The organism is Brucella sp. NBRC 14130 (assembly GCF_040371715.1).
In the GTDB taxonomy this organism is placed as follows: domain Bacteria; phylum Pseudomonadota; class Alphaproteobacteria; order Rhizobiales; family Rhizobiaceae; genus Brucella; species Brucella intermedia.
In genome coordinates this window covers 1-24,812 of the sequence record NZ_BAABTE010000011.1, presented here as the reverse complement: position 1 = coordinate 24,812, position 24,812 = coordinate 1, and the positions used below count along the sequence as shown (strand labels likewise).

Below are 24,812 nucleotides of genomic sequence, written 5' to 3'. Positions count from 1 at the left end.
CAATCCGTTCAAAGCCGATCGAAGCTCGATCATGTTTTTAAATGGCCAGTGAAGCTGCGGCGCAGTGCAAAATCTTTCCAGTCTTGAAGCTCGTCAAGCTTCCGCGGGCACTTCGCTAAGCTTGACGCCTGGAAAATGGCAAGCGGCATGATGCAGACCGACATCCCCGGAAAGTACTGGTTCGTCGGTTCGGCAAATATCCCGTGCGCAGGGGCATCGAGTGTTGAAACGGCAGCCCTTGGGCAGGTTCATCGGGCTGGGTATTTCACCCTTCAAAAGCGGGCGGGCCCTGTTGCGCTGGTGCGGATCAGCACGGGGCACGGCGGAAATCAGGAACTGCGTATAAGGGTGCTGCGGATTGTTGAAGATTTCTTCCGTCGTACCCACTTCAACCAGACGCCCAAGAAACATGACACCGACACGGTCGGCGAATTGTCGTACGACACTCAGGTCATGCGTAATAAATAAGTATGTAAGCTGTAGTTGTTCTTGCAAGTCTCGAAGGAGATTAAGAACCTGGGCCTGGATCGAGACATCCAAGGCAGAAACAGCTTCATCGCAGACAATGAATTCCGGATTGTTGGCGAGCGCACGTGCAATACCGATGCGTTGGCGCTGCCCCCCGCTGAACTGGTGCGGATAGTGATTGATCAGATGCGGACGCAGACCGACCATATTGAGGAGCTCTTTACAACGCGTCTCAATTTGCTGGCTGGTACCGAAATTGTGCGCGCGCAACGGCTCGGCCAGAATATCCCTCACCCGCATTCGCGGGTTCAATGATGCGTAAGGGTCCTGAAACACAATCTGGATCTGTTTGCGCAGTTCGCGCATTCGTGCTTCGTCAAGCGCATAAATATCCTGGCCTTTAAAGCTTACCGTACCGCTACTGCGCTCCAGAAGCCGCAAGATGACGCGTCCAAGAGTAGACTTGCCGCAACCGGATTCTCCGACCAGTGCGAAGGTCTCCCGCTCATAGATTTCCAGCGAAACGTCATCGACTGCGCGAACCACTTTCTCGTCAAACGAAAACAATCCCTTGCCGAGCCGGAAGTGCTTGCTCAGTTTTTCGGTGGAAATGAGAACCTTGTTCATAGAGAGGCTCCTGCTTTGTCATGCAGCCAGCAGCGTGCTTTGTGCCCATTCTCCAATAGGTTCAGATCAGGCGCCTTAAAGCTGCAAACGGACATGGCATCACTGCAACGGGGATTGAAACGGCAGCCACCAGGAAGTCTGGCCAGATTGGGCACCATACCGTTGATGCTCTTCAGACGCGTACCGTCCGGCTTCTCGTTGGCCTTCGGTATCGAGGCCAGCAGGCCACGGGTGTAAGGATGAGATGCACGATCGAAAACATCGTATACATTGGCCTGCTCGATGATCTGACCCGCATACATCACATTCACTTCGTCACACATTTCGGCGATGATGCCCAGATCATGAGTGATCATGATGATGGCAGTGCCGACGCGGTCGCGCAGTTCCATGATGAGACGCAGTATCTGCGCCTGCGTCGTGACGTCCAACGCTGTTGTCGGCTCATCAGCAATCAGCAATTTGGGTTCACAGATCAATCCCATGGCTATCATTGCCCGCTGGCGTAGGCCGCCCGATAATTCATGCGGGTAGGCGTCCAGGCGGGCTTTCGCTTCGGGAATGCCAACCATCTCAAACATTTGCCGGACTTTGTCGCGAACGTCGCGTTTAGAAAAATTGCCATGAATCTGCAGCGGTTCACCCACTTGCTGCGCCATGGTTATGACCGGGTTGAACGAAGTCATCGGCTCTTGGAAGACCATCGACATGTCGCGGCCTCGTTTCGAGCGGAGTTGATCTTTGGTGAGGGTTGTCAATTCCACGCCATCCAGCATGATACTGTCAGCGCTAACGGTCGCGGGGGGTGATGGAACCAGCCCCATCAGGGACAAAGCCGTCATGCTTTTGCCGGAGCCGGACTCTCCCACCAAACCGACAATCCGGCCCTGCCCGACATCAAAAGATACATTGTCGAGGATGCGGACTGTTCCGCGATGTGACTTGAATTCAGTGCGCAGGTTGCGCACTCTCAACAGAGGCCTTTGATCGGTCATATCAGCCGCCTTAATCTTTCATGTAAGGATCGAGAGCGTCACGCATCCCATCGCCGATGAAGTTGAATGCCAGCACCGTGATCAAAATTGCCACGCCGGGCATGATGGCAACGAGAGGAGCAGCAAAGAGATATTCCTTTCCCTTGGCAACGAGCAGGCCCCAACTTGCTTCAGGGGGCTGCACACCAACGCCAAGGAAACTGAGACTCGATTCCCACATGATCGCTTCAGGAATGCTGAGCGAGAACAGAACGATCAGCGTAGGCACTACATTGGGAAACAGATGCCGGAACATGATCGTTGTCTTCTTCGATCCGTTGGCGCGAGCGGCCTCGATAAACTCCTTTTCTTTCAATGCCAGCGTCTGGGAACGTACAACTCGGGCTACACTTGCCCAGCCGACCAGGCTGAGAGCTATGAAGATGTTGAACAAATTCGCGCCAAGTGTGTACATCACCACCATTGCCAGCAATAGCGACGGAAAGGCGATCATCATGTCGGCAAGGCGCATGATCGTAAAATCGATCCGTCCGCCATAATAGCCGCTGACGATGCCCATGATGGCGCCGATTATCAACGATATGAAGCTCGGAACGATGCCGACCACAAGCGAAATGCGCGCACCGTAAAGTATGCGTGTTAAAACGTCCCGTCCAAAATTATCAGTGCCGAGCCAGTGTGTGAGCGATGGCGACAGGAATTGCTCGTTCATATCGACGCGATATGGATCATGAGGACTTATATAAGGTGCAAATACTGCCGTCAGCACCAGAACGACGATAATAATCAAGCCCGTCATTGCCATTCGATTGCGACGAAATATTCGAACTGTGTCGCGCAGAAAGCTGGCGCTCTCCGTTTCTTCGACATAGGCGTCGTTTGCCTGAGCGAGTTCGGTCATTTCGCCCCTCCCTTCATCTGATGGCGAATACGGGGGTCAAGAACGGAATAAAGTATGTCAGCAACCAGATTGCCGATCAGTACCAGTACAGTGGCAAACAGAACCGACCCCTGAAGTAGAGGCATATCGCGCGCCTGAATTGCGTTAACTGATATGCGGCCAATACCCGGAATGCCGAAAATCGCTTCCGTAATGACTGCGCCAGACAACAGTCCGGCAACTTGGATTGCCATGATTGTCACAACGGGAATAAGAGCATTTTTAACGGCATGGCGAAGGATGACGAAAATCTCGCGCAGGCCCTTTGCGCGCGCTGTTCTCACATAGTCGTTTCGCATGACTTCCAGCAGGCTTGACCGCGTCAAACGCGCGATAACGCCTGCCGAACTCCAGCCCAGCACAATAGCTGGCAGAATGACATATTTGAAGCCGTAGAAGCCCGATACCGGAAGCCATTTCAACTGCATGGCAAAAATATACTGCAACAGGAGCGCGGACCAGAAAACCGGCATCGAAACGCCCAGCAGCGAGAAACCCATGAAAAAATGATCGAGCGCTGAATCGCGCTTTACGGCTGACAGGATGCCGACCGGAATGCCAATCATCCATGATACGAGGGCCGCACAGGCCGCCAGATAAAGCGTGTTGGGAAACGCTTGAAGGATCAGGGTCGTGACATCGCGATTGAGCTTTATGGAAACACCCAGGTCGCCTTGAACCGCAGCGAACAGAAACCGGAAGTAACGAGTGATCAGTGGATCATCAAGATGCATCTGAGCTCGCACGCGCTCTATAACTTCAGCGCTGGCATGCTCTTTCATCAGCAAGGCGATTGGATCGCCTGGAATGATATTCATCATGATGAAGAGCAGTACGGTCACGCCGATCAAGACGGGAATGGAGACCGCAATACGCTTAATCAGAAAGGTCAGCATTGCGTGGAGGCTTTCATCTGTATGGCTAAGATAACGCCGCACGAGCATTATCTTCGGCTGACATGAATTGACGAGCTGGAGCTGGCTCATCAATTCATGCTGGGATGGAGCTGTAAGAATGGAAGTACGACCGAGGAGTAGGCATGACTCCTCGGCCAGTATGATTAGTCTTCAACTTCCATCTTATAGTAGCTCATGCTTGTCCATCCGTTCCATGGGACCACAAAATTCTTCACCCGCGGCTGTACGACAAACAGATGGTTGAGACTATACATTGGAACCCACGCAGCATCCGTCTGGACAATACGCTCGGCGAGCTTTGCATACAGTTCGCAGCGCTCGTCGGGGTTGGTCATGCTCCGGGCTTTTTCGATGCCGTCGAAAACTTCTTGATCTTCGTTATTGAAACCACGCACCGAAGTGCCGGTCTTGCTAAAGAAGGTGTAGAAGAAGTTATCCGGATCATTGAAATCGGCAGACCAGACCTGGGAATAATTGTTGATGGTGCCGCCTTTGCGCATGGCGAAATATGCCGATTCATCAACGACTTTGATTTCAGTGTTAAAACCGGCTTCTTTCAACTGCGCCTGAACGAGCTGATTCAGGTCAACCCACTTTGACGACCAGCTGCTCACTTGAGAAAAGGCAATGTCCACCCCGTCTGGATAACCTGCTTCGGCCAGCAGTTCCTTGGCCTTTTTGGGGTTATATTCAATCGGCGTGGCCGGCTTGTAACAGGTGAGACCGCTTGGAAGAACACCATTCTCGAGCTGTCCTTCACCATAGAACATCTTGTCTAGTATTTCCTGACGGTTAATACCCATCTGGAAAGCTTTTCTCACCCGCACATCGTCAAAGGGCTTAATCTTCTGGTTGATGTGGTAATAATCCAAGCCGGCAATCGGACCCTTTCGAATCTGGTCCTTCCATTTTTCGTTCTTCATAAAATATGGAACTTGCGTGATAGCTGAGTCCGTATCGAAAACGTCTATCTCGCCAGATTCGAACAACATACGCATGGTTTCCGCGTCGGGAACAACACGGATGAGAACGCCATCCAACTTGGAACGGCCTTTGAAATAATTCTCATTGGCTTCCATCATCTGGCTGTCGTTCAGATTATACTCTTTCAAAATGAACGGGCCGGTACCGTTAACAGTCTCAGGCGACAGACCATATTTGTCACCGAGTGGCTCGGTAAATTTGCGATTATAGATTGATGCCTGTGGACTGGCGAGCAGTGCAATGAAAGCCGAATAAGGTTGGACCAGAACAATCTTGACTGTATATTTATCAACAGCCTGCAAACCTGAGACGGACTGCGCTGAGCCATCAAGCCGTTCTTTCGCCCCTTCGACGAAGTCCAGGATATCGGTGTTCAACGCTTTGGTTGCAGGATTCAGCATGCGGTCATAGGTGAACACGACATCGTCGGCTGTCAGTTCCTCGCCATTATGGAACATAACGCCTTTGCGCAAATGCAAAGTGTAGGTTTTCCCGTCTTCAGAGACTTCCCAGCTTTCAGCAAGCGATGGAACGATTTCCGACTGCCCGGGAGCTACCGTTTCTGCTTCCACCAGCCGGTCATATACATTCAGCGGAATTGTATAGTCATTCGTCGTCATCTGGACGTCTATGGTCCGAGGATCGTCAGAATTCGCCAAACGTAGTATCTGATCAGCGAGTGCTGGTGACATCAAAGTCAAATTGACCAATCCGGTGGCCACTAGCAATCCAGCTCTTGTAAGCATTCTATCCCCTTTTATACATTCAACCCGAATATTCGGTTGTGTTTTGTTTTTCAGGCTTTGTGGTTCATTTCCAATGTAGACTTAAATATATTGGAAAAAATAATCATAATATCCAATAATATTTGAGTTTATTTAATTCTCCTGCGTCGAATTTACTTCATTTGCAATTGAAGGCGCGACGTCGCCGACCGAAGATAGATCGATGGCCACAAATTGAAGCAACCCTTGCATCTCCTTGAGAGCACATGGCGTTGAATACAGCTGCCCTGTGCTCCGGTTTACGTAGCCAGGTATCGCTAATCACTGGTCGCAACTCTCATTTCCCCATTTTTAGTGAAAAGCATGCGGTAGGTGGGTACAAATGTAAAATCCCAAATGGGTATGGTGTTATTCAAACCTGATATGAATCTACTAACTAAGAGACGGCCTATCTCCAAGAAAGATATGTTAGAAACAGCAGTGGATGGTTAGCCTTAAGCATTCTGTTCTCAGGCTCAGCGGACCCCGTTAAATTACAGAGTATCCGCGAGCCGTTCGAGCAGGAATGAGGGAGTTCAATCCCTGAGGAAAAACTCTTCGCGCTCAATAAGGGTTCAATATGAAGCATGACGATCGGCGTTCCCACTGTGGAAGTCGCGCCTGATATCGGCTGGCGCTGCAAGTCTTACATTGCGTTGATTGGCAACCTTATGAAACAGCCGGCGGAGTACAGCCCGCTTGGCAGGCTGAGGGTAGCAGCGCCGCCAAGCTTGCACTTAAGATTGGCGCACGTAATGCGTTGGACTGATCTGGTTCATTGGTAGATGAATTGGCACAAAATCCGGCGCCCTTACGGCACTCGGAATTTCATCCGACATAGGTTCGCGGCCGATTGGACGCCGTGCGGGGTCGGCAACAGGAACGGTCGAAAGCAGCTTCTTGGTATACGGGTGCTGAGGATTGTTAAAGACCGAGCGGCGATCTCCGATTTCCACGATCTCGCCCAGATACATGACTGCAACCCGATGTGCGATGCGTTCGACGACAGCCATATCATGGCTGATAAACAAGATTGCGATACCGATATCCCGTTGAAGGTCCATCAGCAGATTGATGACTTGCGCCTGAATTGTCACGTCAAGTGAAGCAACAGCTTCGTCCGCGATGATCAGGCGCGGATTGAGCGCCAGTGCGCGAGCAATACAGATACGCTGGCGCTGACCACCGGAAAAGGCGTGCGGGTAGCGGTCAAGGTGGTCAGCCGGGAGGTTGACCCTGGCGAGCAGATCAACAGCCCGTTCCCGCAGTTGTTTTGTTCGTCCTGCCCGATGGACACGCATGGGATCAATCAAGGCCTGTTCTATAGTCATGCGCGGGTTGAGCGATGAGAACGGATCCTGAAATACCATCTGTGCTTCGCGACGAAATCGTGTGAGCGCCGCTTTGGATGCGCCGATGAGTTCGGTTCCATCATACCGGATCGAACCGGACTGCGGTTTGTCCAGTTGCATGATGCTCCGTGCCACCGTGGACTTGCCGCAACCGGATTCGCCCACCAGCGCCAAGGTTTCGCCGGGGAAGATATCAAAGGAAACACTCTCGACCGCATGGACACGGCCGGTAGTACGTCCCAAAAGGCCGCCCTTGAGCTCAAAGCGTGTAATGAGGTTACGAACTTCAACAAGAGGAGCTTTAGCAATATTTTGCATGGCAGCATCATTCATTGCGCCACCTCCGTCAGAACCAGATCTGGCTCGTAAACAAGGAGAGGAAATTTTTCAGGTCCGTCCTTATCTGCCATGCTGCCAAGCCGCGGGACAGCCGAGATCAATGCTTGTGTATACCGATGCCGCGGATTGTTGAATATCTCGTCGACAGGTCCGGTCTCAACTATCTCCCCCTTGAGCATCACACACACGCGATCCGCGATTTCTGCAACAACGCCCATGTCGTGGGTGATGAACAGAACTGCCATACCGATTTCCCGTTGCAGCGCTCGCACCAGATCCAGTATTTGAGCCTGGATAGTAACGTCCAGCGCCGTCGTGGGCTCGTCGAGGATCATCAACGACGGCCGACATGCCAGAGCCATCGCGATCATCACCCGTTGGCGCATACCGCCAGAAAGTTGATGCGGATATTGGTCCAGCCGCCGCTCGGCATCGGGCACACGGACAAGTTTTAGAACATTTAGCGCTATCTGCCTTGCATCATTTGGCGTTTTTTTCTGGTGCCTGATAACGGCTTCCGCAATCTGATCCCCGACGGTGAAGACGGGGTTCAGGCTAGACATAGGATCCTGAAAGACGATTGAGAGTTCAAAGCCGCGCAGCCCCTCGACACGCCTTTCGGAAAGTTTTACCAGATCTGCAATCGAACCGTCCTTCAGCCGCATCAGGATTTGGCCATCAGTAATCCTCGCACCATCAAATTCAGTCAGGCGCATTACCGTCATCGCCGTCACGGATTTCCCCGAGCCGGATTCTCCCACCAGCGCGAGGGTTTCTCCATGCCCGATCTGAAACGATACTTTGCGCACGGCGCGCACGGGCTTTGCAGCGTTCGGGGCGAAACACACTTCGAGATTTTCAACGGACAGGATGATGTTGTCGGGAAGGGCTAAACTACTTGTCGATATCCTGGTCAAACTGGTTCCCCTTGCGATTGGCCCGCTTTTTGGGAACATCTAATGCTTTGTCCAAAGCTCGTGTCAACATACCGTCTTCGTAACAAATGGCTTGCCGCGGGGACAAACAGCTGGCGGGAAGAGACCAACCATGCCTATTCAATCAAAAAATCCGGCCGAGAGTGCTTCTGAAAAAGGTTATGCAAACTTTGCATTACCCTCTCTGTTTTCGCATGGACACTCTCAGCGCAGCTTAAGTGCGGGATCGATAAGGCTGCGCGCGCGGCTCTGGTTTTCTGCGAGATATTTCCAGAATGCCTCTGCATCCCGGTCTTTCGCGCCAGCGCGCCGGAAGATTCGAATTTCTATCTCCAAGGACATTTGCTGGCCGCCGATTTGAGTCAATTCGTTCTGGCTGATCGATTTCTGCACACATATCTGGGGCAACCACGCGATCCCTTGACCGGCGATAGCCATTTGTTTGAGGCCCTCCGCAAGCGAGGATTGATACACGGTGCTGAGGTTGAGCGGACGTCGCCAGCGTGACTGGATGAGAGAAATGAGCTTTCCCAGATAGCCGTCATTCCATGAATAGGAAAGGTAAGGAATTCTTTCGCCCTCAACCGTGTCCAGATCGTAAAGAGGTTTGCCTGCTGCATCAGTTCCCGAGACGAGGATGAGACGATCTTTTCCAATCTGCAAAGATTCGAACGGCCCCGCTTCGAGAACGGGTGGCCCATCAGGGTGGTCATAAGTAATCGCGAAGTTACATTTTCCAGAAGACAGGTGTTCAATACATTCGAGAAAATCACCCGTGTGCATACTGCAGCGAACAGGGGAACTCGGAAATCCGGAACCGCTGATCCAGTTCGGGAAGAAGTAGATCGCCAGTGTGTGCAGGGCGGCGAATGTAAGAAGCTGCGAATTGGCGCCCGCAACATTGTGGCAATCGGTGCGAAGACGGTACATGTCTCTAACGAGTTCCTGACAGCGCGGTACGAACATGTTACCAGCACTTGTCAAATGCACCGGATAGGTACTTCGATCAAGAAGATCTGCGCCGACCCATGACTCCAGCGACCTGATGCGCCGACTGAACGCTGGCTGCGAAATATTTCGCGATGCAGCAGCCGTGGAGAAATTCCGCGTCGCAACAATTTCCAGGAAGTCCTCGAGCCAAGCTAGCTCCATAACGACCTCATGCGTTATTTGCATAATTCATTCTAACTACGCATTGGACACCGATGCAAGTGTGCTCCTAGCTTAAATTCAAAAGAAGACTGCAAGACCAAATAGGGGAACATATCCATGAAACGTGCTTTGGCTCTGGCCCTTTCCTGTGGCCTTGGCCTGGCGGTGGCGCCTGCTGTCGCGCAGACCAAGAATCCAGGAACATTTGTCTTTCTTTGGACTGACGATATTCAGTCCTTCGATCCGGCCTATATTGCAAATACGCCCAGTTCCTACGGCGTGCTGAACGTCTATAGTCGCCTTCTCAATTATAACGGTTCACAGATTTCGGAATTTGTGCCCGCCCTTTCCAGCGAGGTGCCGACGCTGGAAAACGGACTTATAAAACAGGGCAGTGACGGATCGATCAGCTATACGTTTCCCATCCGCAAGGACGTCCACGCTCACAAAGTAGGGATTAAGGGTAGCGACGGTAAGATAACCTGGCAAAACTACGACGGTTTGGCGGGTGACCAGAAGGCGAAGATAGAACCTGGATATGGCCAGATCACACCTGAAGACGTGCGATACTCGCTGTTGCGGGCTATTCTCATGGGTCAATCATGGATGTCGAACGCCATCACCGAGGTGGTAACAGCCGGGAAATATCCGGATGTCACGAAGTGGGTCGAGACCGAGGCAAATGTCAAGGATATCAAAGACGCCGATCCTCAAGCCCTCCGCAATGTTTATGACCAGCTTGCATCACAAATTACCGTCGAAGGGGACAATGTCGTCCTGAAACTTCCGAAATCCTTCCCGGCTACGCTCGGTGTTCTGGCTCTCCCTTTCGGTGCTTCCATTGTTGACAAGGAATGGGTTGCTTCGGTCGGCGGGTGGGATGGCAATGGTGATACGTGGATAAAATATTATCGTCCCGAGCTTGGCGACGACCCGTTGTTTGCCCAGGAAAACGGTACCGGGCCTTTCATGCTCGAAGAATGGGATCGTACTGATCGCCGCATCACGCTCAAGCGGTTCGATAATTACTTCATGGGACCAGCAAAGCTCGAGCGCGTGGTCATGCGCACGGTGCCGGAATGGACGACACGACGCCTGCAACTCCTTTCGGGGGACGCCGATTTCGTCACGGCTCCCGTTGAATTTCTTGATGAACTCGGCAAGACCGAGGGTGTCAAGGTTGTTGACGGACTGCCTAAGGTTTTCAGTCGCGGACTTTATTTTGCGTGGCCTTTGGATGACGCGGACAATCCCGCACTCGGCAGCGGCAAGCTTGACGGAAACGGTATTCCGCCGGATTTCTTCGCCGACATTGATGTGCGCAAAGGTTTCAACTACGCACAGAACTATGATGCGCTTATCAAACAGGTTCTTCTGAACAAGACCGTCCAGTCGCGTGGCCCGACCGTGCGCGGCATCATGGGCTATCGTGACGATTCTCCTATCTATAGCTACGATCCGAAGAAGGCCGCAGAACATTTCAAGAAGGCTTTCGGCGGCAAGCTCTGGGAAACAGGCTTTACCTTCACGGCCTATGTACAGGAAGGCACGCCGCAGGGTACAGCCGCATTGTCTGCACTGCAGCAGGGTTTGCAGCGCATCAATCCCAAGTTCAAGATGAAGATCCAGTCGCTGCCTTGGGCATCGATTTCGGACAAGCTCAATAATCGCGAAAAGCCGGCGTCTCCGCTGACCTATATGGGCTGGGGCCCAGACTATTCCGATCCAGGTGGTCCGCTCGGTGCAGCAACTTACTATCTTTCACCAACAGGTCTCGTTGGCGGCATGCTCGGCGATGGTTATCGGGGGCTGATGGCCGAAAAATTCAAACCCTTGCTGGACGAGGCTTGGGCTTCCTCTGACCCTGCCGTTCGCGAACCAATCTATGCAAAACTGCAGACGATGTCTCACGACTACGCAACCACCCAGTTCCTCTGGGAAGATTTCGGCTACATCGTTACCCGGAGTAATATCGACGGTTACGTACATAACATGATCCTCTACGGTGCCTGGGATTTTTACCCGGTGACCAAGGCTGACTGAGCCCTTGCTGAAACGTGCCGGGCGATACGATCGCCCGGCTCTTTTCCCCAACTCCAAGCGAAACGGATTCTGGTGTGCTGAATTACGCTTTGAGGCGGTTGCTGACGCTTCCCGTCGTCCTTTTTGCCTTGTCATTGATGCTCTTCGCGCTGCAGATGTCGCTATCGCCAACACAACGGCTGGCGGCTTACGCTCCTTCGCCTGACTTTCTCAAAGGGGGACAGGAGAGCATCCGGCGCATGATCGAACAATACGGGCTTAACGATCCCTTCCACGTTCAATACGGCAGATGGATCGGTAATATCATGACCGGCAATCTCGGTTGGTCCGAGACTGCACGTCAACCTGTATCCCATGCGCTGACGTCTCTTTTGCCTGCAACACTGGAGCTGGTTCTACTGGCCTTCATTCCAAGTTTTCTGCTTGCGATCTATCTGGGCTCGCGTGCGGGCATTTATCTCAACAAATGGCCGGATCACCTTATCCGTATATTCACCATTCTGGGGTGGTCGTTTCCTGTCTACGTCTTTGGACTGTTGATGCTGCTGATTTTTTATTCCGCGCTTGACTGGTTTCCGCCGGGAAGGCTCAGCCAATGGGCGCAAGCGACTGTCATGTCCCCGGATTTCACCAGATATACCGGCGCCAATACCATTGATGCGATCCTCAATGGCAATCTTCAGATATTCTGGGATTCCCTTCGTCACCTTGCAGCCCCTGTCATTACGTTGACCTATGTCAATCTCGCCAGCATGACCCGTGTGATGCGAACCTCGATGCTGGAGACCCTCCGTCAGGATTATGTGCGTACTGCACGAGCCAAGGGTATGCCTAAACGCGTTGTGGAACTGCGCCATGCCCGCCGCAATGCGCTTCTACCCGTTACCACAATTGCTGGCATGGAGCTGGCGACGATGATGGGCGGCGTCGTTATCACGGAAACCATCTTCGATTATGCCGGGCTTGGTCAGTTCGCCGCCAAGTCTGCCGCCAATCTGGATTTTCCGGCAATTCTCGGCTTCAGCCTCTATTTCGCGATCGTGCTTGTACTAATGAACCTGATCGTTGACCTGATTTATCCGTTACTCGATCCAAGGGTGAAGACACGATGAAATTGCTGCGATATCTGCTGCGTAATCCTGTCTCGCTCATTGGAGTCCTGATTTTGCTGGCCTTTGTGCTGGTGGCGATATTCGCGCCGGTACTGGCGCCGCCGCAGGAATTCCAGATGTCGGTCTATGACACGCCGCGAGCCGGCTTTCTGGCGACACCGCAACCGCCCTCCGCCGAAGCGATCTTCGGGACCACGGAAGGTCAGTATGACATCTATTATGCAGTCATATGGGGCACCCGTACGGCCTTCAAGATCGGCCTCGGTGTGGTCGCCATTTCCGTGTTGATCGGAACATTGATCGGTTCTGTCGCCGCCTATTACGGCGGTGCAGTCGATGAGATTCTGATGCGCATTGTCGACGTATTCATGGCTGTTCCATTCCTGATTGCAGCCATGGTCCTGACCGCCCTTCTTGGAAAGGGCATCGGTCCGATTACGATCGCGCTGACAACTTTTGGCTGGATGGGATACGCCCGCGTCATCCGCAGCGAAATCCTGCGTATTCGTGAGATGGATTATGTCCATGCCGCCCGAAGCTATGGAGCCGGAGATCTTCGTCTTATTGCGTTGCACATTCTGCCCAACGCCTTTTTTCCCGTCCTTGTTCTGGCCACCATGGCGACGGGCTCAATGGTACTTTCGGCTTCAGCGCTCAGTTTCCTTGGTGTCGGCACTGAGGAAGGCTATGCAGACTGGGGGCAATTCATCGCGTATTCGCGAAACTGGATCGTGGGTCAGCCGGGAAACCCTTTCCAATACTGGTACACGCTGGTCTTTCCCGGCGCTGCAATCTTTCTCTTTGTTTTGTCATGGAACCTTGTCGGCGACGCGCTGCGAGATGTTCTTGATCCTCGCCACTCAAGCTGAACCTCGGGAGTATTGTTGTGTCCAAGCTTTCAAATCAATCAATTGAACTCTTCGAAAGCCTTATCCGCCATGAGGTGGAAGACAAGACCATACCTTCAATTTCCTATGCACTTGTTGATCGGGACGGATTGCTGGCGGAAGGGCATATTCAGCATCCCGAACGACATTTCGAGATGAATGCTCGAACATGTTTCCGTATCGGTTCGATTACCAAAGCCTTCACTTCGGTCGCGATTATGCAATTGGTCGAGAAGGGCCTTTTAGACCTCGACGTGGATGTTTCTGAATATCTTCCAGGTTTTCAGCCTATCAATCCGTTCGTCGGTCGTGAAAGTGGGCCTTTCGGCTCCCATATCAGCCTTCGCAAGTTGATGAGTCATACCGCCGGTATCGTCCGGGAACCCAAAAGCGGCCATTATCTTGACGCCCATCGCCCTCCGCTTGCAGATACAGTGGCCGAGCTTGCAACTTCAACACTCAAACAGGACCCCAGCGCCGGAACCATGCATTATTCCAACGCCGGAATTGCGGTAGTTGGACTGGTTATCGAGAAGGTAACACGCAAGAGCTATGCAGACTATATAACTGACAATATCCTCAAGCCTCTCGGTATGTATGACACCTCCTCGGGTATGGCAGAGGGTATTCGCGAACGTCTCGCGCCTGCTGAGATGTGGACTATAGACGGGGATAGTCCCGCGCCGGTCTTCAGCCTCGGTGGTTCTCCTGCTGGAAACATTTTCTCAACTAACCGTGACATGGCAAGCTACGCGAGATGTCTTCTGCGCGGTGGTTTTACGCCCAATGGTCATTCCGTTATCAGCCCTGCTTCATTGCGGGAGATGTGGACGCCGATTGGAAGGCGACCAACCGGCCACGACCGAACCCAGAACGGCTATGGACTGTGTTTTGGTGTTGGCGACATGGATGGCTGGACTTCAGTTGGACATGGCGGAGCGGTTTATGGTTATGCATCCCAGATGACCTTGCTCCCCCGTGCTGGATTTGGCGTTCTTATCTTTGCCACACTGGATTTTGCCAATCAGATTGCCTCGCGCCTGGCTGGCGATGGTTTGCGTATTGCATTGTCGGAAAATGGTATGGGCAAGCGCCCGCACGGCGTCCAGGTGCCGCCCGCTATAACTGACGAGCAGTTTGCCACCCTTCCAGGCCTTTACCGTCAGGTTGAAAGTGGTGAAGTTATCGAGGTAAAGGAAAAGGCAGGCAAACTCTATCTCATGGGAGAGGGTGTGCCTCTGCAAATTCGTCCGAAGTCCAAGAACCATTTTGTCATTGACGGTCGCATCTACGGTCGTGGAGCAGATTATCCTCATATGGATGTCTCGTTTCCCGAACCCGGCAAACTCGATTGGAAAGGTCAGGAGTGGCTGAAAGCCGATAGCCTTCCTACAGAGCAAGTTCCAACGGAAATAGCCTCTCATCTGGGCAGATACGGGCCAGACTTTAACATCACATACCTGACTTATAGCCACGGCCAACTCAAATGCCTGATCGAGTATTTCTGCACGCATACTTGCGAACCTGTCGATGGCAACCGGTACCGCATGCGCGGGTTGCTTTATGAAGAAGAAATACTGGAGCTGGGCGCAACTGACGAGGCCGGGCGAACCGGTATACGGGTCGGACCGATGTTTCTGGAACGTCGGGAAGCCGGAAAGGCCGCCTGAAAGAGGGCTCGCGGCCAGCCAAGTTAGTCTCAGAATATTAACGCACCTTCGGGCGCACGTATGCGGATAAGGAGCGAAGTCATGAAAATATTCATAAGCGCGGATATCGAAGGTACGGCTGGTATCACCAACTGGGACGAGGCGCGAAAAGGGCATGCTGACTACGAAGAGTTTCGCGAATATATGACAGACGAACTGGTCGCCGCCTGCGAGGGTGCACGGGCAGCAGGTGCGAAGGAGATCGTGGTAAAAGATGCACACTCTACCGCGCGTAATCTGATCCTCTCGAAACTTCCCGACTATGTTCGCATCGTCCGGGGCTGGAGCGGGCACCCCGACGCCATGATGTTTGGTATTGACCGCAGTTTCAGTGCGGCGCTGTACACCGGTTATCACAACAAGGCTGGCACCGATACCAATCCGCTAGCTCACACGTTGACTGGCACTGTTTCGCGAATGCTGATCAACGGCGAAGTTGCTTCTGAATTCACGCTGAACGCCCTCTGTGCGGCACGCTATGGCGTACCTTCGACGTTTCTTTCGGGGGATTCGGGAATGTGTAGCGAAGCGCATGAATTCGTGTCTGGTATTCGCACGGTCGCCACCAGCGAAGGACATGGCCCCGCAACCTCCTCTTTGTCACCGCAGGCTGCCGTTAAAGCAATTCGCGACGGCGTTGAGCGGTCGTTATCGCGCGACCTGTCCAAATGCCTTCCAAAACTCGCAAACACGTTCGAGCTCATTGTGGAATACACAAACCCAATCGAAGCCTATCGAGGCAGTTGGTATCCGGGGATCGAACATCCGGCCCCCCGCACACTGCTTTTCAGAGCTAATGACTTTTTCGATATTCAGCGTGCAATTCGATTTGTCGTCTGATTATGCTGAAATTTTGCAACTGTGTCTGAGTTGGGCTTTGATGCGTCGATTTATTGAGGTTCGTGTTTGAGATTGTAACGAGCGTCGCACATGGTCTTGACTGTAAAGAATTATGGTACTCGCAATCGAGCGCCATAATTCGATCTATCAGGACCAACAGGGAAGGCGAACGACACAGTGACTGCCACATTGTGTGATCTTGCCCGCTGAAAAATGCCAAGCTGAAGCGTTTCGCTGCGATTTTACGAGAGGCCCACTAAAACTCATTATACCAGATTGAGGCTTTTCATCACTTTGCGCAGGGTTGAAACGCTTTGATAGCCCGCTTCCACGCTCGCCATGGCCAATGGGACACCTTCGGCCTGACGACGCATCACATGGGAAGCACGCAGGCGCTGACGCCATTCAATAAAGCTCATCCCAGTTTCCTGGCGAAACTTGCGCGTCATCGTCCGGCGGCTCATGCCCACCTCTTCAGCCCAGTCATCAATGGTAAGGTCCAGACCCGGATTTCCAAGAAGATTCCGGCACAGCTTTCGGAGCTGTTTTTCTGTCGGAAGCGGTACCGTCAAAGGCTGCCTGCCCGCGCAGCGGATTTCGTCCAGAATGAGAGCGGAAAGATGCCTCCCACGTCCGTTTTCGTCATAAAGCAGGGGCTCCTTGGCAAGCGCCTGTATGCTGGCGTCGAGCAAGGCGGAAACTTTGAGGACCCGCGTCTCCTCCCATAAGTCGCGTGAAATGTTCTCTTCAACATAGACCGAATACATTTCCGTTTCGCCGAACGTTTCCACCGCATGCGGCAGATCTGGTCTCAATAACACCGCATAACCGCTTGGAAGCATGAACGCGCCCTCTTCGGTCAGCGCCGTCATGTAACCGGTATTCCCGTAGAGCAATTGACCGCGCTGATGACTATGCCAGCCAAAATTCATGCCGGTTTTATATTCACGCCGCATGACAGCCAGAGGCCGCGGTAAATTCTGATAGTCGATGGCGTGTTTCGGTCGCATGCAGATTTCCGTTTGGCCCAAATTGACTGAAATTGTCATATTTAACGGAAATTGCAGAATTTTGACCCAATTGCAACGGAGTTTGGCCTGACTCCATCAAGGTTGCTGAAATATATTCAGCTGCGTAACGCGTTCATTGATAAGCACAAATTAGAATTATTCTGAAATTCGAGTTTGCGCAACGCCAAAATCATCGCATAGCCCGCAGCCATGATCAGCCAGCGGGAGAAAGTGCCGTCGGCTGGCCGGCGGCAAGGAGAGTCGAATTGAATACGAGTGGTGCTGCGCGCAAACAGGGCACAAAGAACCCACGCAGGACGAGCGTCAAGTCTCTGCTGGAAACCGTAATTTTGGGTGGTGCGGCTTCCATCGCAATCGCATCGCCATCCGCAGCGCAGGAGACCGGAATCCTCAAGCTCGACACGATCGAGATACAGACGTCGGATGGGAAAGGCCCGCGTGCTCCTGTGGAAGGTTATATTGCCGAGCATAGCCGTGCCGCAACCAAAAGTAACGTGCCGATCCGGGAAGTTCCCCAGTCAATTTCGGTTGTGACCCGTGACAACATGAACGACCGCGCGGTGCAGTCGGTCAGCGAAGCGATGCTCTATAGCGCCAATGTGAACGCACAGCGTTATGGTGCCGATGTTCGTTCGGACTATTTTACGGTGCGCGGCTTTCCAGCCGATCTTTATCTGGATGGCCTGCGCATTCCCCAGATTGCCAGCCAATCTGGCGGCTATTCCGGCTTCGTCGTCGAACCTTATTCTCTGGAAAGCGTGGAAATCCTGCGCGGCCCGAGTTCCGCCCTGTTCGGTCAGAGCAATGTGGGCGGCATCGTCAATATGGTCAGCAAGCAGCCGCAGGCCGAAGCTTCGCACGAGATTTATCTGCGCGGCGGAAGCTTTGAACGTAAGGAATTCGGTGCCGATATTACAGGGCCTATCAACAACGACCCGCGCTTCACCTATCGTCTGAACGGAATTTTCCGCGATAGCAACACATCCTATGATCTGGGCAAGAATGATCGTATTGCGATCAATCCCAGTTTCGCCTGGCGGCCGGATGCCGATACCAGCCTCGTGGTTTCCGGCGGTTATCTGAAGGACGATATGGGACAGGCCGGCGTCATAATCCCGGCCTATGGCAGCGTGTTGCCAAACCCGACTGGACAGACGATCTCACGCGAGTTTTCCGATGGAGATCCGCGCAATTCGATCTACAAGAAAGAGATCGGTTATGCGGGCTACGATTTCGAGCACCGTTTCAACGACACGTTCACTCTGCGCCAGAATTTTCGCTACTCGCATATGAAGACGGATTATCGCAATCTGTTTACCGGCGTCATCCCGACAAAGGGCTGGGACGGGCATACGATTCCCCGCACCAACTATCTGGCCCAGCCCGAACTGGATGCGATTGCCTTCGATACGCAATTGGAGTCGCGTTTCGATACGGGACCGGTGGCTCATACGCTTCTTGTGGGCTTCGATCAGCAATGGCAACGTCTCGACAATTATACTGCCTCGGCAAGCGGCCCCACGCAGGATCTTTTCAACCCGACCTATGGCCAGCCTCTCGCCGAGCTGTCGCCGACAACGCGGCTTTTGCAGAAGCAGTACCAGACCGGCATTTATGTTCAGGACCAGATCGAAGCCGGCAAGCTGCGTGTCACGCTGGGCGGCCGCAAGGATTTCGTCAGCATCCGTTCCGCACAGACCGCACTCGCATCAGGGAAGACGACGGATTACGAACAGGATCCAGACAAGTTCACAGGCCGCGTGGGGGTGGCTTACCTGTTCGATTCAGGCCTCGTTCCATATGCCTTGTACTCGACTTCGTTCCTCCCGACATTGACACTCGCCGATACGCCGCTCAAACCTACTACCGGCACCTTGAAGGAAGTGGGCGTGAAATATGCACCGGAGGGAGAGGATTACACCGTCACACTTTCGGCTTTCGAGGCTGAGCAGCAGAATGTCGTGAACCGTATCTCCGGCGTTTATTACCAGACTGACGAAGTGCGGGTTCGCGGGATCGAGCTTGAAGGAACTGCACGTCTTTGGGACAGGCTGAACCTCACCGCTGCATTGAGCTTCCAGGACCCCGAAGTCAGCGAAAGCCAGAATCCTGACCAGATCGGCAAATTGCCTTATACCGTGCCGAAGAACCAGCAATCCGTGTTCCTGAGCTACGACATGCCGTTGCCGGGCAATATCGAAGGCAACCTTGTCGTCGGTGGGGGTGTGCGTCGCATCGGAAAGACGGCGGGCGACACGCTCAACACCTTCTATGTGCCGTCCTATACACTGGTGGATGCGTTTCTGCGTTACGACATCGGCAGCTATCGTTTGCAGGTCAATGCTTTCAATCTCGGCGACAAGAAATATGTGGCCGGCTGCAATTCCACCAGCCAGTGCTATTATGGTCAGGGTCGTTCCATCGTCGCGACGACGAGCGTTCGATGGTAACAGTTTTTTCGCGGCGTGATATTCTTGTAGGGGCGGCCTTGGCTGCCCTTACATCTATTGCCCGCGCGGAGCCCTCGAAAATTGTAACGCTGGAATGGGCGGCAACTGAAACTCTTCTTTCGCTCGGCATTGTTCCTGTCGGGGTTGCCGATCTGGCTGGGTATCGCCAGTGGGTGAACATCGGGAACGATAAGCTTTCCAGTGCGGTCGAGGTCGGCGGGCGTCAGCAGCCGAGCCTTGAGGCCTTGATGCGTCTCAAGCCCGATCTCATTGTCACATCCGCATTGCGCCATGGCGCCATTGCGGCTCGACTGACCGAAATTTCGCCAACCTTGCTGCTCGACGAAGGTTCCGAAAAGTCCGACTTCTACGACAACATCAAAGCCGGGCTTCTGGCTTCGGGCAAAGCGGTCGGGCGAGAGCCGGAAGCACGTGAGGAATGGGTCTCTTTTGAAGAGCGTCTTTCCTCAGCGCGGGCGAAGCGCTTGCCACAGGAAGCGAGGATTGTCATTGCACAGCCATTGCCGGGCGTCGCCCGTCTGCGCATCTTTACATCCAATTCCGCCGCGATGACGACGCTGTCAAAAGCCGGATTTTCCACGGCTGTCGATCTTGGCAGCCAGTCCTTCGGTTTCACCACGCTGCGGCTGGAAGATCTCGCCGTGCTCGATGCCGACACGCATCTCTGTCTTCTTGGGGATGAGCCTCCGCGGGAACTGACGGAAAGCGACCTTTGGCCGGTCCTGCCAATGGTCGCGAGCAATCAGGTGCACGCAATAGGTCCCGATATCTGGCCCTTCGGTTCCACACGGTCGATGTTGCGTCTGCTGGACCGCGTGGAAAGCGTGCTCCCCGCCTGACCCAAACGCGATGAGCATTATTCTACGCAAAACCATTCTTGCGGGAAATGGTCCGGCATTCCGGGCCGGATACAAGCAGGAGTTATCGCGATTGACGGCGCATCAGCAGAATGAATAACGGCGCTCCGATGAACGCGGTGACAATCCCTGCGGGAATTTCCCGCGGCGCTATCAGGGTTCTTCCAAACATATCCGCGAAGGCGGTGAGGATCGCTCCAATAAGCGCCGTAACGGGCACGAGCTGGCGATAGCGGGCGCCGCTGCACAACCGCGCGGCATGCGGAGCGATCAATCCCACGAAGCCTATTGCGCCAACCGTCGCCACAGCACCCGCCACCGCGAGCGAGGCCAAAAGCATCGTCCATATCCGGGCGGACATTGTGTTGAGACCGATGGATTCCGCTTCGTCCCGCCCCATTGCCAGAATATCGAACCGCCTTGCGAGTATCATCATCAAGGGGATGACGACGAGCCAGGGAGCAAGTGCTGTGACATCCTGCCAGTTGCGGCCATGCGTGGACCCCGCCAGCCAGGAAAGCGCCTCGGCGACCTGCAATTTGGCTTCAATGACGATGATTGTGCTGACCGCCGCGAGACTGGCGGCAACCGCAATGCCGGTCAGCGCGGTGCGCTCGGGCGACATCCGGATCGAAAGAAGCGAAATGCACAGGACGACCAGACCTGCGCCGAGCAAGGCGAGAAGCGCGAATAACGGACTGCCGGGCACGACCCCGATCAAAAGTCCGGCAAGACCGGCAAGCGCAGCCCCTTGCGACAGGCCCAAGGTTTCCGGACCCGAAAGCGGATTGCGAGTGACGAGTTGAAGCAGCAAGCCAGCGCATGCAAGCAGCGCTCCCGCCCCCATGGCGATCAACACGCGCGGCATGCGCAGGGCATAGACGGTATTCCAATCGGTTTGCCAACCGGCCACTCCGTCACCGGAGATCAGCCCGAGCAGGAAAGCCGCCACCATCAATCCGACGAGAACGGGGTAGAGCACTGTTTTCCGCTGAAACAAAACCTTTTGCGAAACGACGTTTGCGCGCGTGCGCGTCTCTCCTTTGAGCCTGCGAAGAACCAGAATCAGGACGGGGGCAGCGAAACAGGCGGCGAAAACTCCAGCAGGGATGATCGTGCCATGGCTGCTCAACAGCTGTGCCGCAACATCGGCGGCGAGAAGTGCGACAGCCCCCAAAAGCGCGGCTGCCGGCAAAAGAAGACCGTGTTTGTGAAAACCAATTGCCCGCAGGAAATTCGGGACGGCGAGGCCAATGAAGCTGATCGGTCCCGCGATGGAAACCGCCGCGCCGGAAAGGACGACCGTAGCCAGCAAACCGATGATGGCCGGCGCTTTCCCCAGTCCGAGACCCGAGGCCATGTCATTACCGAGCGCCATGACATCGAATTGTCGCCCCAGGAGGGCAAGCAGCAATATTCCGGCCAGTATTGCTGGCGCCAGCGAAGCAACCCTGGTCCAGCCGGATTGCTCCAGAAGACCGGAAGACCACAAAAGAATGCCCGATGCCCGATCGTCGGCCATAAGCACAATCGCTGATGAAAGAGCCGAGAAGGCGAGGGAGATTGCCACCCCTGCAAGCGCAAGCCGAACCGGCTGCGCACGCAATCCGCCCCCCACCAGAAGACAGAGACCTCCGCCGATGGCTCCGCCGAGGATCGTTGCGAGAAAGCCCGGAAAAGCGAATGGAAGCAATAGACTGGCAATAATGAGGGCCAGTTGGGCACCGCTGGTGACAGCCAGTATGTCGGGTGCGGCCAATGGGTTGCGCAGCACCGTCTGCATGACAGCGCCCGCAGCTGCAAGGGCGGCGCCGACAAGAACAGCGGCAAGAGCCCGGGGCAGGCGGATGGTTTCAATGATGATCTGCGCCAGCGACTGGGGCCGCGACGGCGCCTGCAAAACGTCGGACAGCGTGACGTTACCACTGCCGACAAGGAGTTCGGCGATAATCAGCCCCAGCAGTAGCACCGACGCCAGTAAAAACAGGCCGAACACATGGGTTCGGGGCTTGGCAGCTTCCGCGACGGCGTCCCGTGACCTCATCTCGCGGCCTGATTTTGATCATCGACAATCCAGCGCGGCAGACAGAAGGAGATCGGCAGCACAGGGTGGGCGATAACGTCCATGTCGAACTCAAAGGCTTCCTTGAGATGCTGTCTCGTCAGGACGCTTTGCGGGTCGCCGGAAGCCATAAGCCGCCCCTTGCGCATTAGAATGACATCGTCAGCCAGCTCAATTACCTGATTGAGATCGTGGAGTACGGCTATGATGGTGAGGTTACGCTCTCGGTTGAGCTTTTTCAGAAGAGTAAGAAGCTCGGACTGATGCCGTATATCGAGAAAGTTCGTCGGCTCATCAAGGAAGAGTACGGAGGGGTTCTGCGCCAGAGCAAGCGCAACCCAGGCTCGCTGCCGTTCGCCGCCCGACAAGGAAGCGACCTGCCGGTGCCGAAGATTTTCCAGTCCGACCTGTGTAATCGATTGTGCGATGATGGCCCGGTCCGCCTGCCCCAGACGCGAGAGCAATCCCCGATGAGGATGGCGACCATTTTCAACGAGTTCCTCGACCGTAAGGCCTGCCGGAACTTCAGGCATCTGCCCAAGTACCGCGACCTTTCTGGCAAGTTCGTTGCGGCGCATGCCGCTGATGTTCCGTCCCTCGAAAAGCACGGTGCCCTGCGAGGCTTTTTGCAGGCGGGCCATGCAACGCAACAATGTGCTTTTGCCGGAACCGTTGGCGCCGCATATCGCAGTTATACGACCGGCGCTGACAGAGACATTAATGGATGTCAGCGCAGGCGAACCGTCATAGTCGACGGATAAATCGTTGACTTGAATGACTGCCGGCTTCGTCTCCATTCTCGAATTCTGTTCCGGCAAGGTTCACGCGGCTTTCATTGAAACTAGGACGATCTGAAATAATAATAATTCCGGGCTGAGGCAAGCGACTTCGCAGCTCTACTGCACCCAAAAACAAAGTCGCTTTGAGGCTACTGGAACTTTTGTGACGGAGCCTTTCACTTGCCAGCCTCTCTCGAGGAGATGGTTTACTGGCTGATGAATTTACGGAAGCGTTCCGACTTTGAGTTGGCGAAGACGTCTTCGGGCTTTCCGTCTTCTTCCACCAGGCCCTGATGGAAAAACACGACGCGGTTGGAGACGTCACGGGCAAAGCCCATTTCATGGGTCACGACCAGCATGGTGCGGCCCTCTTCTGCGAGGCCACGCATGACGCGCAGCACTTCACCGACCAGTTCCGGATCAAGGGCTGAGGTCGGCTCGTCGAACAGCATGACCTTCGGCTTCATCGCCAGCCCGCGCGCAATCGCGGCGCGCTGCTGCTGTCCGCCCGAAAGGTGCGCCGGATAGAAGTCACGCTTGTCGGCAATGCCGACCTTTGCCAGCAGCGCTTCTGCTTCCGCCACGCATTCCGCGCGCGGACGCCCCTGCACATAGATCGGCGCTTCGATGATGTTTTCCAGAATGGTCTTGTGCGACCACAGATTGAAGCTCTGGAACACCATGCCCAGTTCCGAACGGATGCGCGAAACCTGCTTCTTGTCGGTCGGATAGGCTTCGCCCTTCGCATTCTTCGCCATGCGGATGGTTTCGCCCGAAACCGTCACCGTGCCCGAGGATGGGGTTTCCAGAAGATTGATGCAGCGCAGGAAGGTCGACTTGCCGGAGCCGGACGAACCGAGGATCGAAATGACCTCGCCTTCGCGCGCTTCGAGCGAAATGCCCTTCAGCACCTCATTGGCGCCAAAGCTCTTGCGCAGGTTTTCGACTTTCAGAGCCACCGGTGCATTGGGAGAGACGATTTTGCTCACGATGTTTGTCCTTCGGATGAGAGCTTGACGACGGGCTGGCGCAGATAAGGGGTGAGCCTGTATTCTGCAAACATCAGCACACGGGTCAGGACGAAGTTGATGGCAAGGTAGATCGCACCGGCGATCACGAAGATTTCGATCGCCCGATAGCTCTCGGCGATCAGCTTTGCCGCGATACCGGTCACTTCCATGAGCGTGATGATCGATGCAAGCGAGGTTGCCTTGATCATCGAGATCATCTCATTGCCATAACCAGGCAGCGCCTGGCGGATGGCAAGCGGCATGACGATGCGGCGGAAGCAGGTGAAGGACGACATGCCGCAAGCTTTCGCCGCTTCGATCTGGCCATGCGGCACCGAGAGCAGGCCGCCGCGGATGATCTCGCTGGCATAGGCCGCATTGTTCAAGGTCAGGGCGATGATCGCACACCAATAGGGCTCGCGCAGGATGGGCCACAGGAAGGAATAGCGGATGGCCGGAAACTGGCTGAGGCCGTAATAGATGATGAATATCTGGACCAGAAGCGGCGTTCCACGGAACACGAAGACGTAAAGGCGGG

At 54.3% G+C, this 24,812-nt stretch carries 18 protein-coding genes and 1 pseudogene; 7 read left to right on the top strand and 12 right to left on the bottom strand.

Annotated features, from left to right (window positions below; all coding sequences use genetic code 11):
• Positions 1-93: 93 nt before the first annotated feature.
• The 7 genes and pseudogenes from ABWW28_RS19845 to ABWW28_RS19810 form a co-directional block, all read right to left on the bottom strand.
• Entirely contained in the window at positions 94-1,095 is a 1,002-nt protein-coding gene (locus ABWW28_RS19845; protein ID WP_006470757.1) for an ABC transporter ATP-binding protein, read from the bottom strand.
• Positions 1,092-2,090 (bottom strand): ABC transporter ATP-binding protein, encoded by a 999-nt coding sequence (locus tag ABWW28_RS19840; protein ID WP_006469627.1) that lies wholly within the window; start codon positions 2,088-2,090, stop codon positions 1,092-1,094. The genes ABWW28_RS19845 and ABWW28_RS19840 overlap by 4 nt, the downstream gene beginning before the upstream one ends.
• A 10-nt stretch (positions 2,091-2,100) precedes the next feature.
• Positions 2,101-2,991 (bottom strand): ABC transporter permease, encoded by an 891-nt coding sequence (locus ABWW28_RS19835; RefSeq protein WP_006469628.1) that lies wholly within the window; start codon positions 2,989-2,991, stop codon positions 2,101-2,103.
• Positions 2,988-4,016 (bottom strand): ABC transporter permease, encoded by a 1,029-nt coding sequence (locus tag ABWW28_RS19830; protein WP_235691686.1) that lies wholly within the window; start codon positions 4,014-4,016, stop codon positions 2,988-2,990. Before ABWW28_RS19830 ends, ABWW28_RS19835 begins: the two co-directional genes overlap by 4 nt.
• Positions 4,017-4,090: 74 nt before the next feature.
• The gene (locus tag ABWW28_RS19825; RefSeq protein ID WP_006470753.1) at positions 4,091-5,551 is read right to left on the bottom strand and encodes an ABC transporter substrate-binding protein; all 1,461 of its coding nucleotides are present in this window, start codon (positions 5,549-5,551) and stop codon (positions 4,091-4,093) included.
• Between the two features lie 881 nt (positions 5,552-6,432).
• Positions 6,433-8,342 (bottom strand): annotated as a pseudogene (locus ABWW28_RS27620) (ABC transporter ATP-binding protein).
• Positions 8,343-8,525: 183 nt separating this feature from the next.
• Positions 8,526-9,473 (bottom strand): LysR substrate-binding domain-containing protein, encoded by a 948-nt coding sequence (locus ABWW28_RS19810; RefSeq protein ID WP_006470752.1) that lies wholly within the window; start codon positions 9,471-9,473, stop codon positions 8,526-8,528.
• A gap of 117 nt (positions 9,474-9,590) precedes the next feature.
• Between ABWW28_RS19810 and ABWW28_RS19805 the strand changes: the two genes are divergently transcribed.
• From ABWW28_RS19805 to ABWW28_RS19785, 5 genes are all read left to right on the top strand, one after another.
• Complete coding sequence (locus ABWW28_RS19805; RefSeq protein ID WP_006469634.1) at positions 9,591-11,516, top strand: ABC transporter substrate-binding protein; 1,926 nt, start codon at positions 9,591-9,593, stop codon at positions 11,514-11,516.
• Between the two features lie 239 nt (positions 11,517-11,755).
• Entirely contained in the window at positions 11,756-12,628 is an 873-nt protein-coding gene (locus ABWW28_RS19800) for an ABC transporter permease (protein WP_006470751.1), read from the top strand.
• Positions 12,625-13,497 (top strand): ABC transporter permease, encoded by an 873-nt coding sequence (locus ABWW28_RS19795; protein ID WP_006469636.1) that lies wholly within the window; start codon positions 12,625-12,627, stop codon positions 13,495-13,497. Before ABWW28_RS19800 ends, ABWW28_RS19795 begins: the two co-directional genes overlap by 4 nt.
• A gap of 17 nt (positions 13,498-13,514) precedes the next feature.
• The gene (locus ABWW28_RS19790; RefSeq protein ID WP_113342425.1) at positions 13,515-15,185 is read left to right on the top strand and encodes a serine hydrolase domain-containing protein; all 1,671 of its coding nucleotides are present in this window, start codon (positions 13,515-13,517) and stop codon (positions 15,183-15,185) included.
• 81 nt (positions 15,186-15,266) lie between these two features.
• Entirely contained in the window at positions 15,267-16,064 is a 798-nt protein-coding gene (locus tag ABWW28_RS19785; protein WP_006470748.1) for a M55 family metallopeptidase, read from the top strand.
• A gap of 266 nt (positions 16,065-16,330) precedes the next feature.
• Here the strand turns inward: ABWW28_RS19785 and ABWW28_RS19780 are convergent, their stop codons facing one another.
• Positions 16,331-17,113, bottom strand: a complete 783-nt coding sequence (locus tag ABWW28_RS19780) for an AraC family transcriptional regulator (RefSeq protein WP_241084685.1) — start codon at positions 17,111-17,113, stop codon at positions 16,331-16,333.
• A gap of 227 nt (positions 17,114-17,340) precedes the next feature.
• Here ABWW28_RS19780 and ABWW28_RS19775 point away from each other — a divergent pair, with 227 nt between their 5' ends.
• Both ABWW28_RS19775 and ABWW28_RS19770 read left to right on the top strand, forming a co-directional pair.
• On the top strand, positions 17,341-19,545 hold the full coding sequence (locus ABWW28_RS19775) for a TonB-dependent siderophore receptor (protein ID WP_353391833.1): 2,205 nt from the start codon (positions 17,341-17,343) through the stop codon (positions 19,543-19,545).
• Entirely contained in the window at positions 19,539-20,405 is an 867-nt protein-coding gene (locus ABWW28_RS19770) for an iron-siderophore ABC transporter substrate-binding protein (protein WP_176588245.1), read from the top strand. The genes ABWW28_RS19775 and ABWW28_RS19770 overlap by 7 nt, the downstream gene beginning before the upstream one ends.
• Positions 20,406-20,487: 82 nt before the next feature.
• Here the strand turns inward: ABWW28_RS19770 and ABWW28_RS19765 are convergent, their stop codons facing one another.
• The 4 genes from ABWW28_RS19765 to ABWW28_RS19750 all read right to left on the bottom strand — a co-directional run.
• A complete protein-coding gene (locus ABWW28_RS19765) occupies positions 20,488-22,467 on the bottom strand; it encodes an iron ABC transporter permease (RefSeq protein ID WP_353391831.1) in 1,980 nt (659 codons plus the stop codon).
• On the bottom strand, positions 22,464-23,282 hold the full coding sequence (locus tag ABWW28_RS19760) for an ABC transporter ATP-binding protein (protein ID WP_025091907.1): 819 nt from the start codon (positions 23,280-23,282) through the stop codon (positions 22,464-22,466). The genes ABWW28_RS19765 and ABWW28_RS19760 overlap by 4 nt, the downstream gene beginning before the upstream one ends.
• A 188-nt stretch (positions 23,283-23,470) precedes the next feature.
• Entirely contained in the window at positions 23,471-24,253 is a 783-nt protein-coding gene (locus ABWW28_RS19755) for an ABC transporter ATP-binding protein (RefSeq protein ID WP_100692351.1), read from the bottom strand.
• On the bottom strand, positions 24,250-24,812 hold a 563-nt coding region (locus ABWW28_RS19750), incomplete at its 5' end, for an ABC transporter permease (RefSeq protein WP_353391828.1). The genes ABWW28_RS19750 and ABWW28_RS19755, both read right to left, overlap by 4 nt.

Coding starts and splice junctions, on each gene's coding strand:
- ABWW28_RS19845 (WP_006470757.1), bottom strand. CDS start 1,095: ATGAACAAGGTTCTCATTTCCACCGAAAAACTGAGCAAGCACTTCCGG.
- ABWW28_RS19840 (WP_006469627.1), bottom strand. CDS start 2,090: ATGACCGATCAAAGGCCTCTGTTGAGAGTGCGCAACCTGCGCACTGAA.
- ABWW28_RS19835 (WP_006469628.1), bottom strand. CDS start 2,991: ATGACCGAACTCGCTCAGGCAAACGACGCCTATGTCGAAGAAACGGAG.
- ABWW28_RS19830 (WP_235691686.1), bottom strand. CDS start 4,016: ATGAGCCAGCTCCAGCTCGTCAATTCATGTCAGCCGAAGATAATGCTC.
- ABWW28_RS19825 (WP_006470753.1), bottom strand. CDS start 5,551: ATGACGACGAATGACTATACAATTCCGCTGAATGTATATGACCGGCTG.
- ABWW28_RS19810 (WP_006470752.1), bottom strand. CDS start 9,473: ATGGAGCTAGCTTGGCTCGAGGACTTCCTGGAAATTGTTGCGACGCGG.
- ABWW28_RS19805 (WP_006469634.1), top strand. CDS start 9,591: ATGAAACGTGCTTTGGCTCTGGCCCTTTCCTGTGGCCTTGGCCTGGCG.
- ABWW28_RS19800 (WP_006470751.1), top strand. CDS start 11,756: ATGATCGAACAATACGGGCTTAACGATCCCTTCCACGTTCAATACGGC.
- ABWW28_RS19795 (WP_006469636.1), top strand. CDS start 12,625: ATGAAATTGCTGCGATATCTGCTGCGTAATCCTGTCTCGCTCATTGGA.
- ABWW28_RS19785 (WP_006470748.1), top strand. CDS start 15,267: ATGAAAATATTCATAAGCGCGGATATCGAAGGTACGGCTGGTATCACC.
- ABWW28_RS19780 (WP_241084685.1), bottom strand. CDS start 17,113: ATGACAATTTCAGTCAATTTGGGCCAAACGGAAATCTGCATGCGACCG.
- ABWW28_RS19770 (WP_176588245.1), top strand. CDS start 19,539: ATGGTAACAGTTTTTTCGCGGCGTGATATTCTTGTAGGGGCGGCCTTG.
- ABWW28_RS19765 (WP_353391831.1), bottom strand. CDS start 22,467: ATGAGGTCACGGGACGCCGTCGCGGAAGCTGCCAAGCCCCGAACCCAT.
- ABWW28_RS19760 (WP_025091907.1), bottom strand. CDS start 23,282: ATGGAGACGAAGCCGGCAGTCATTCAAGTCAACGATTTATCCGTCGAC.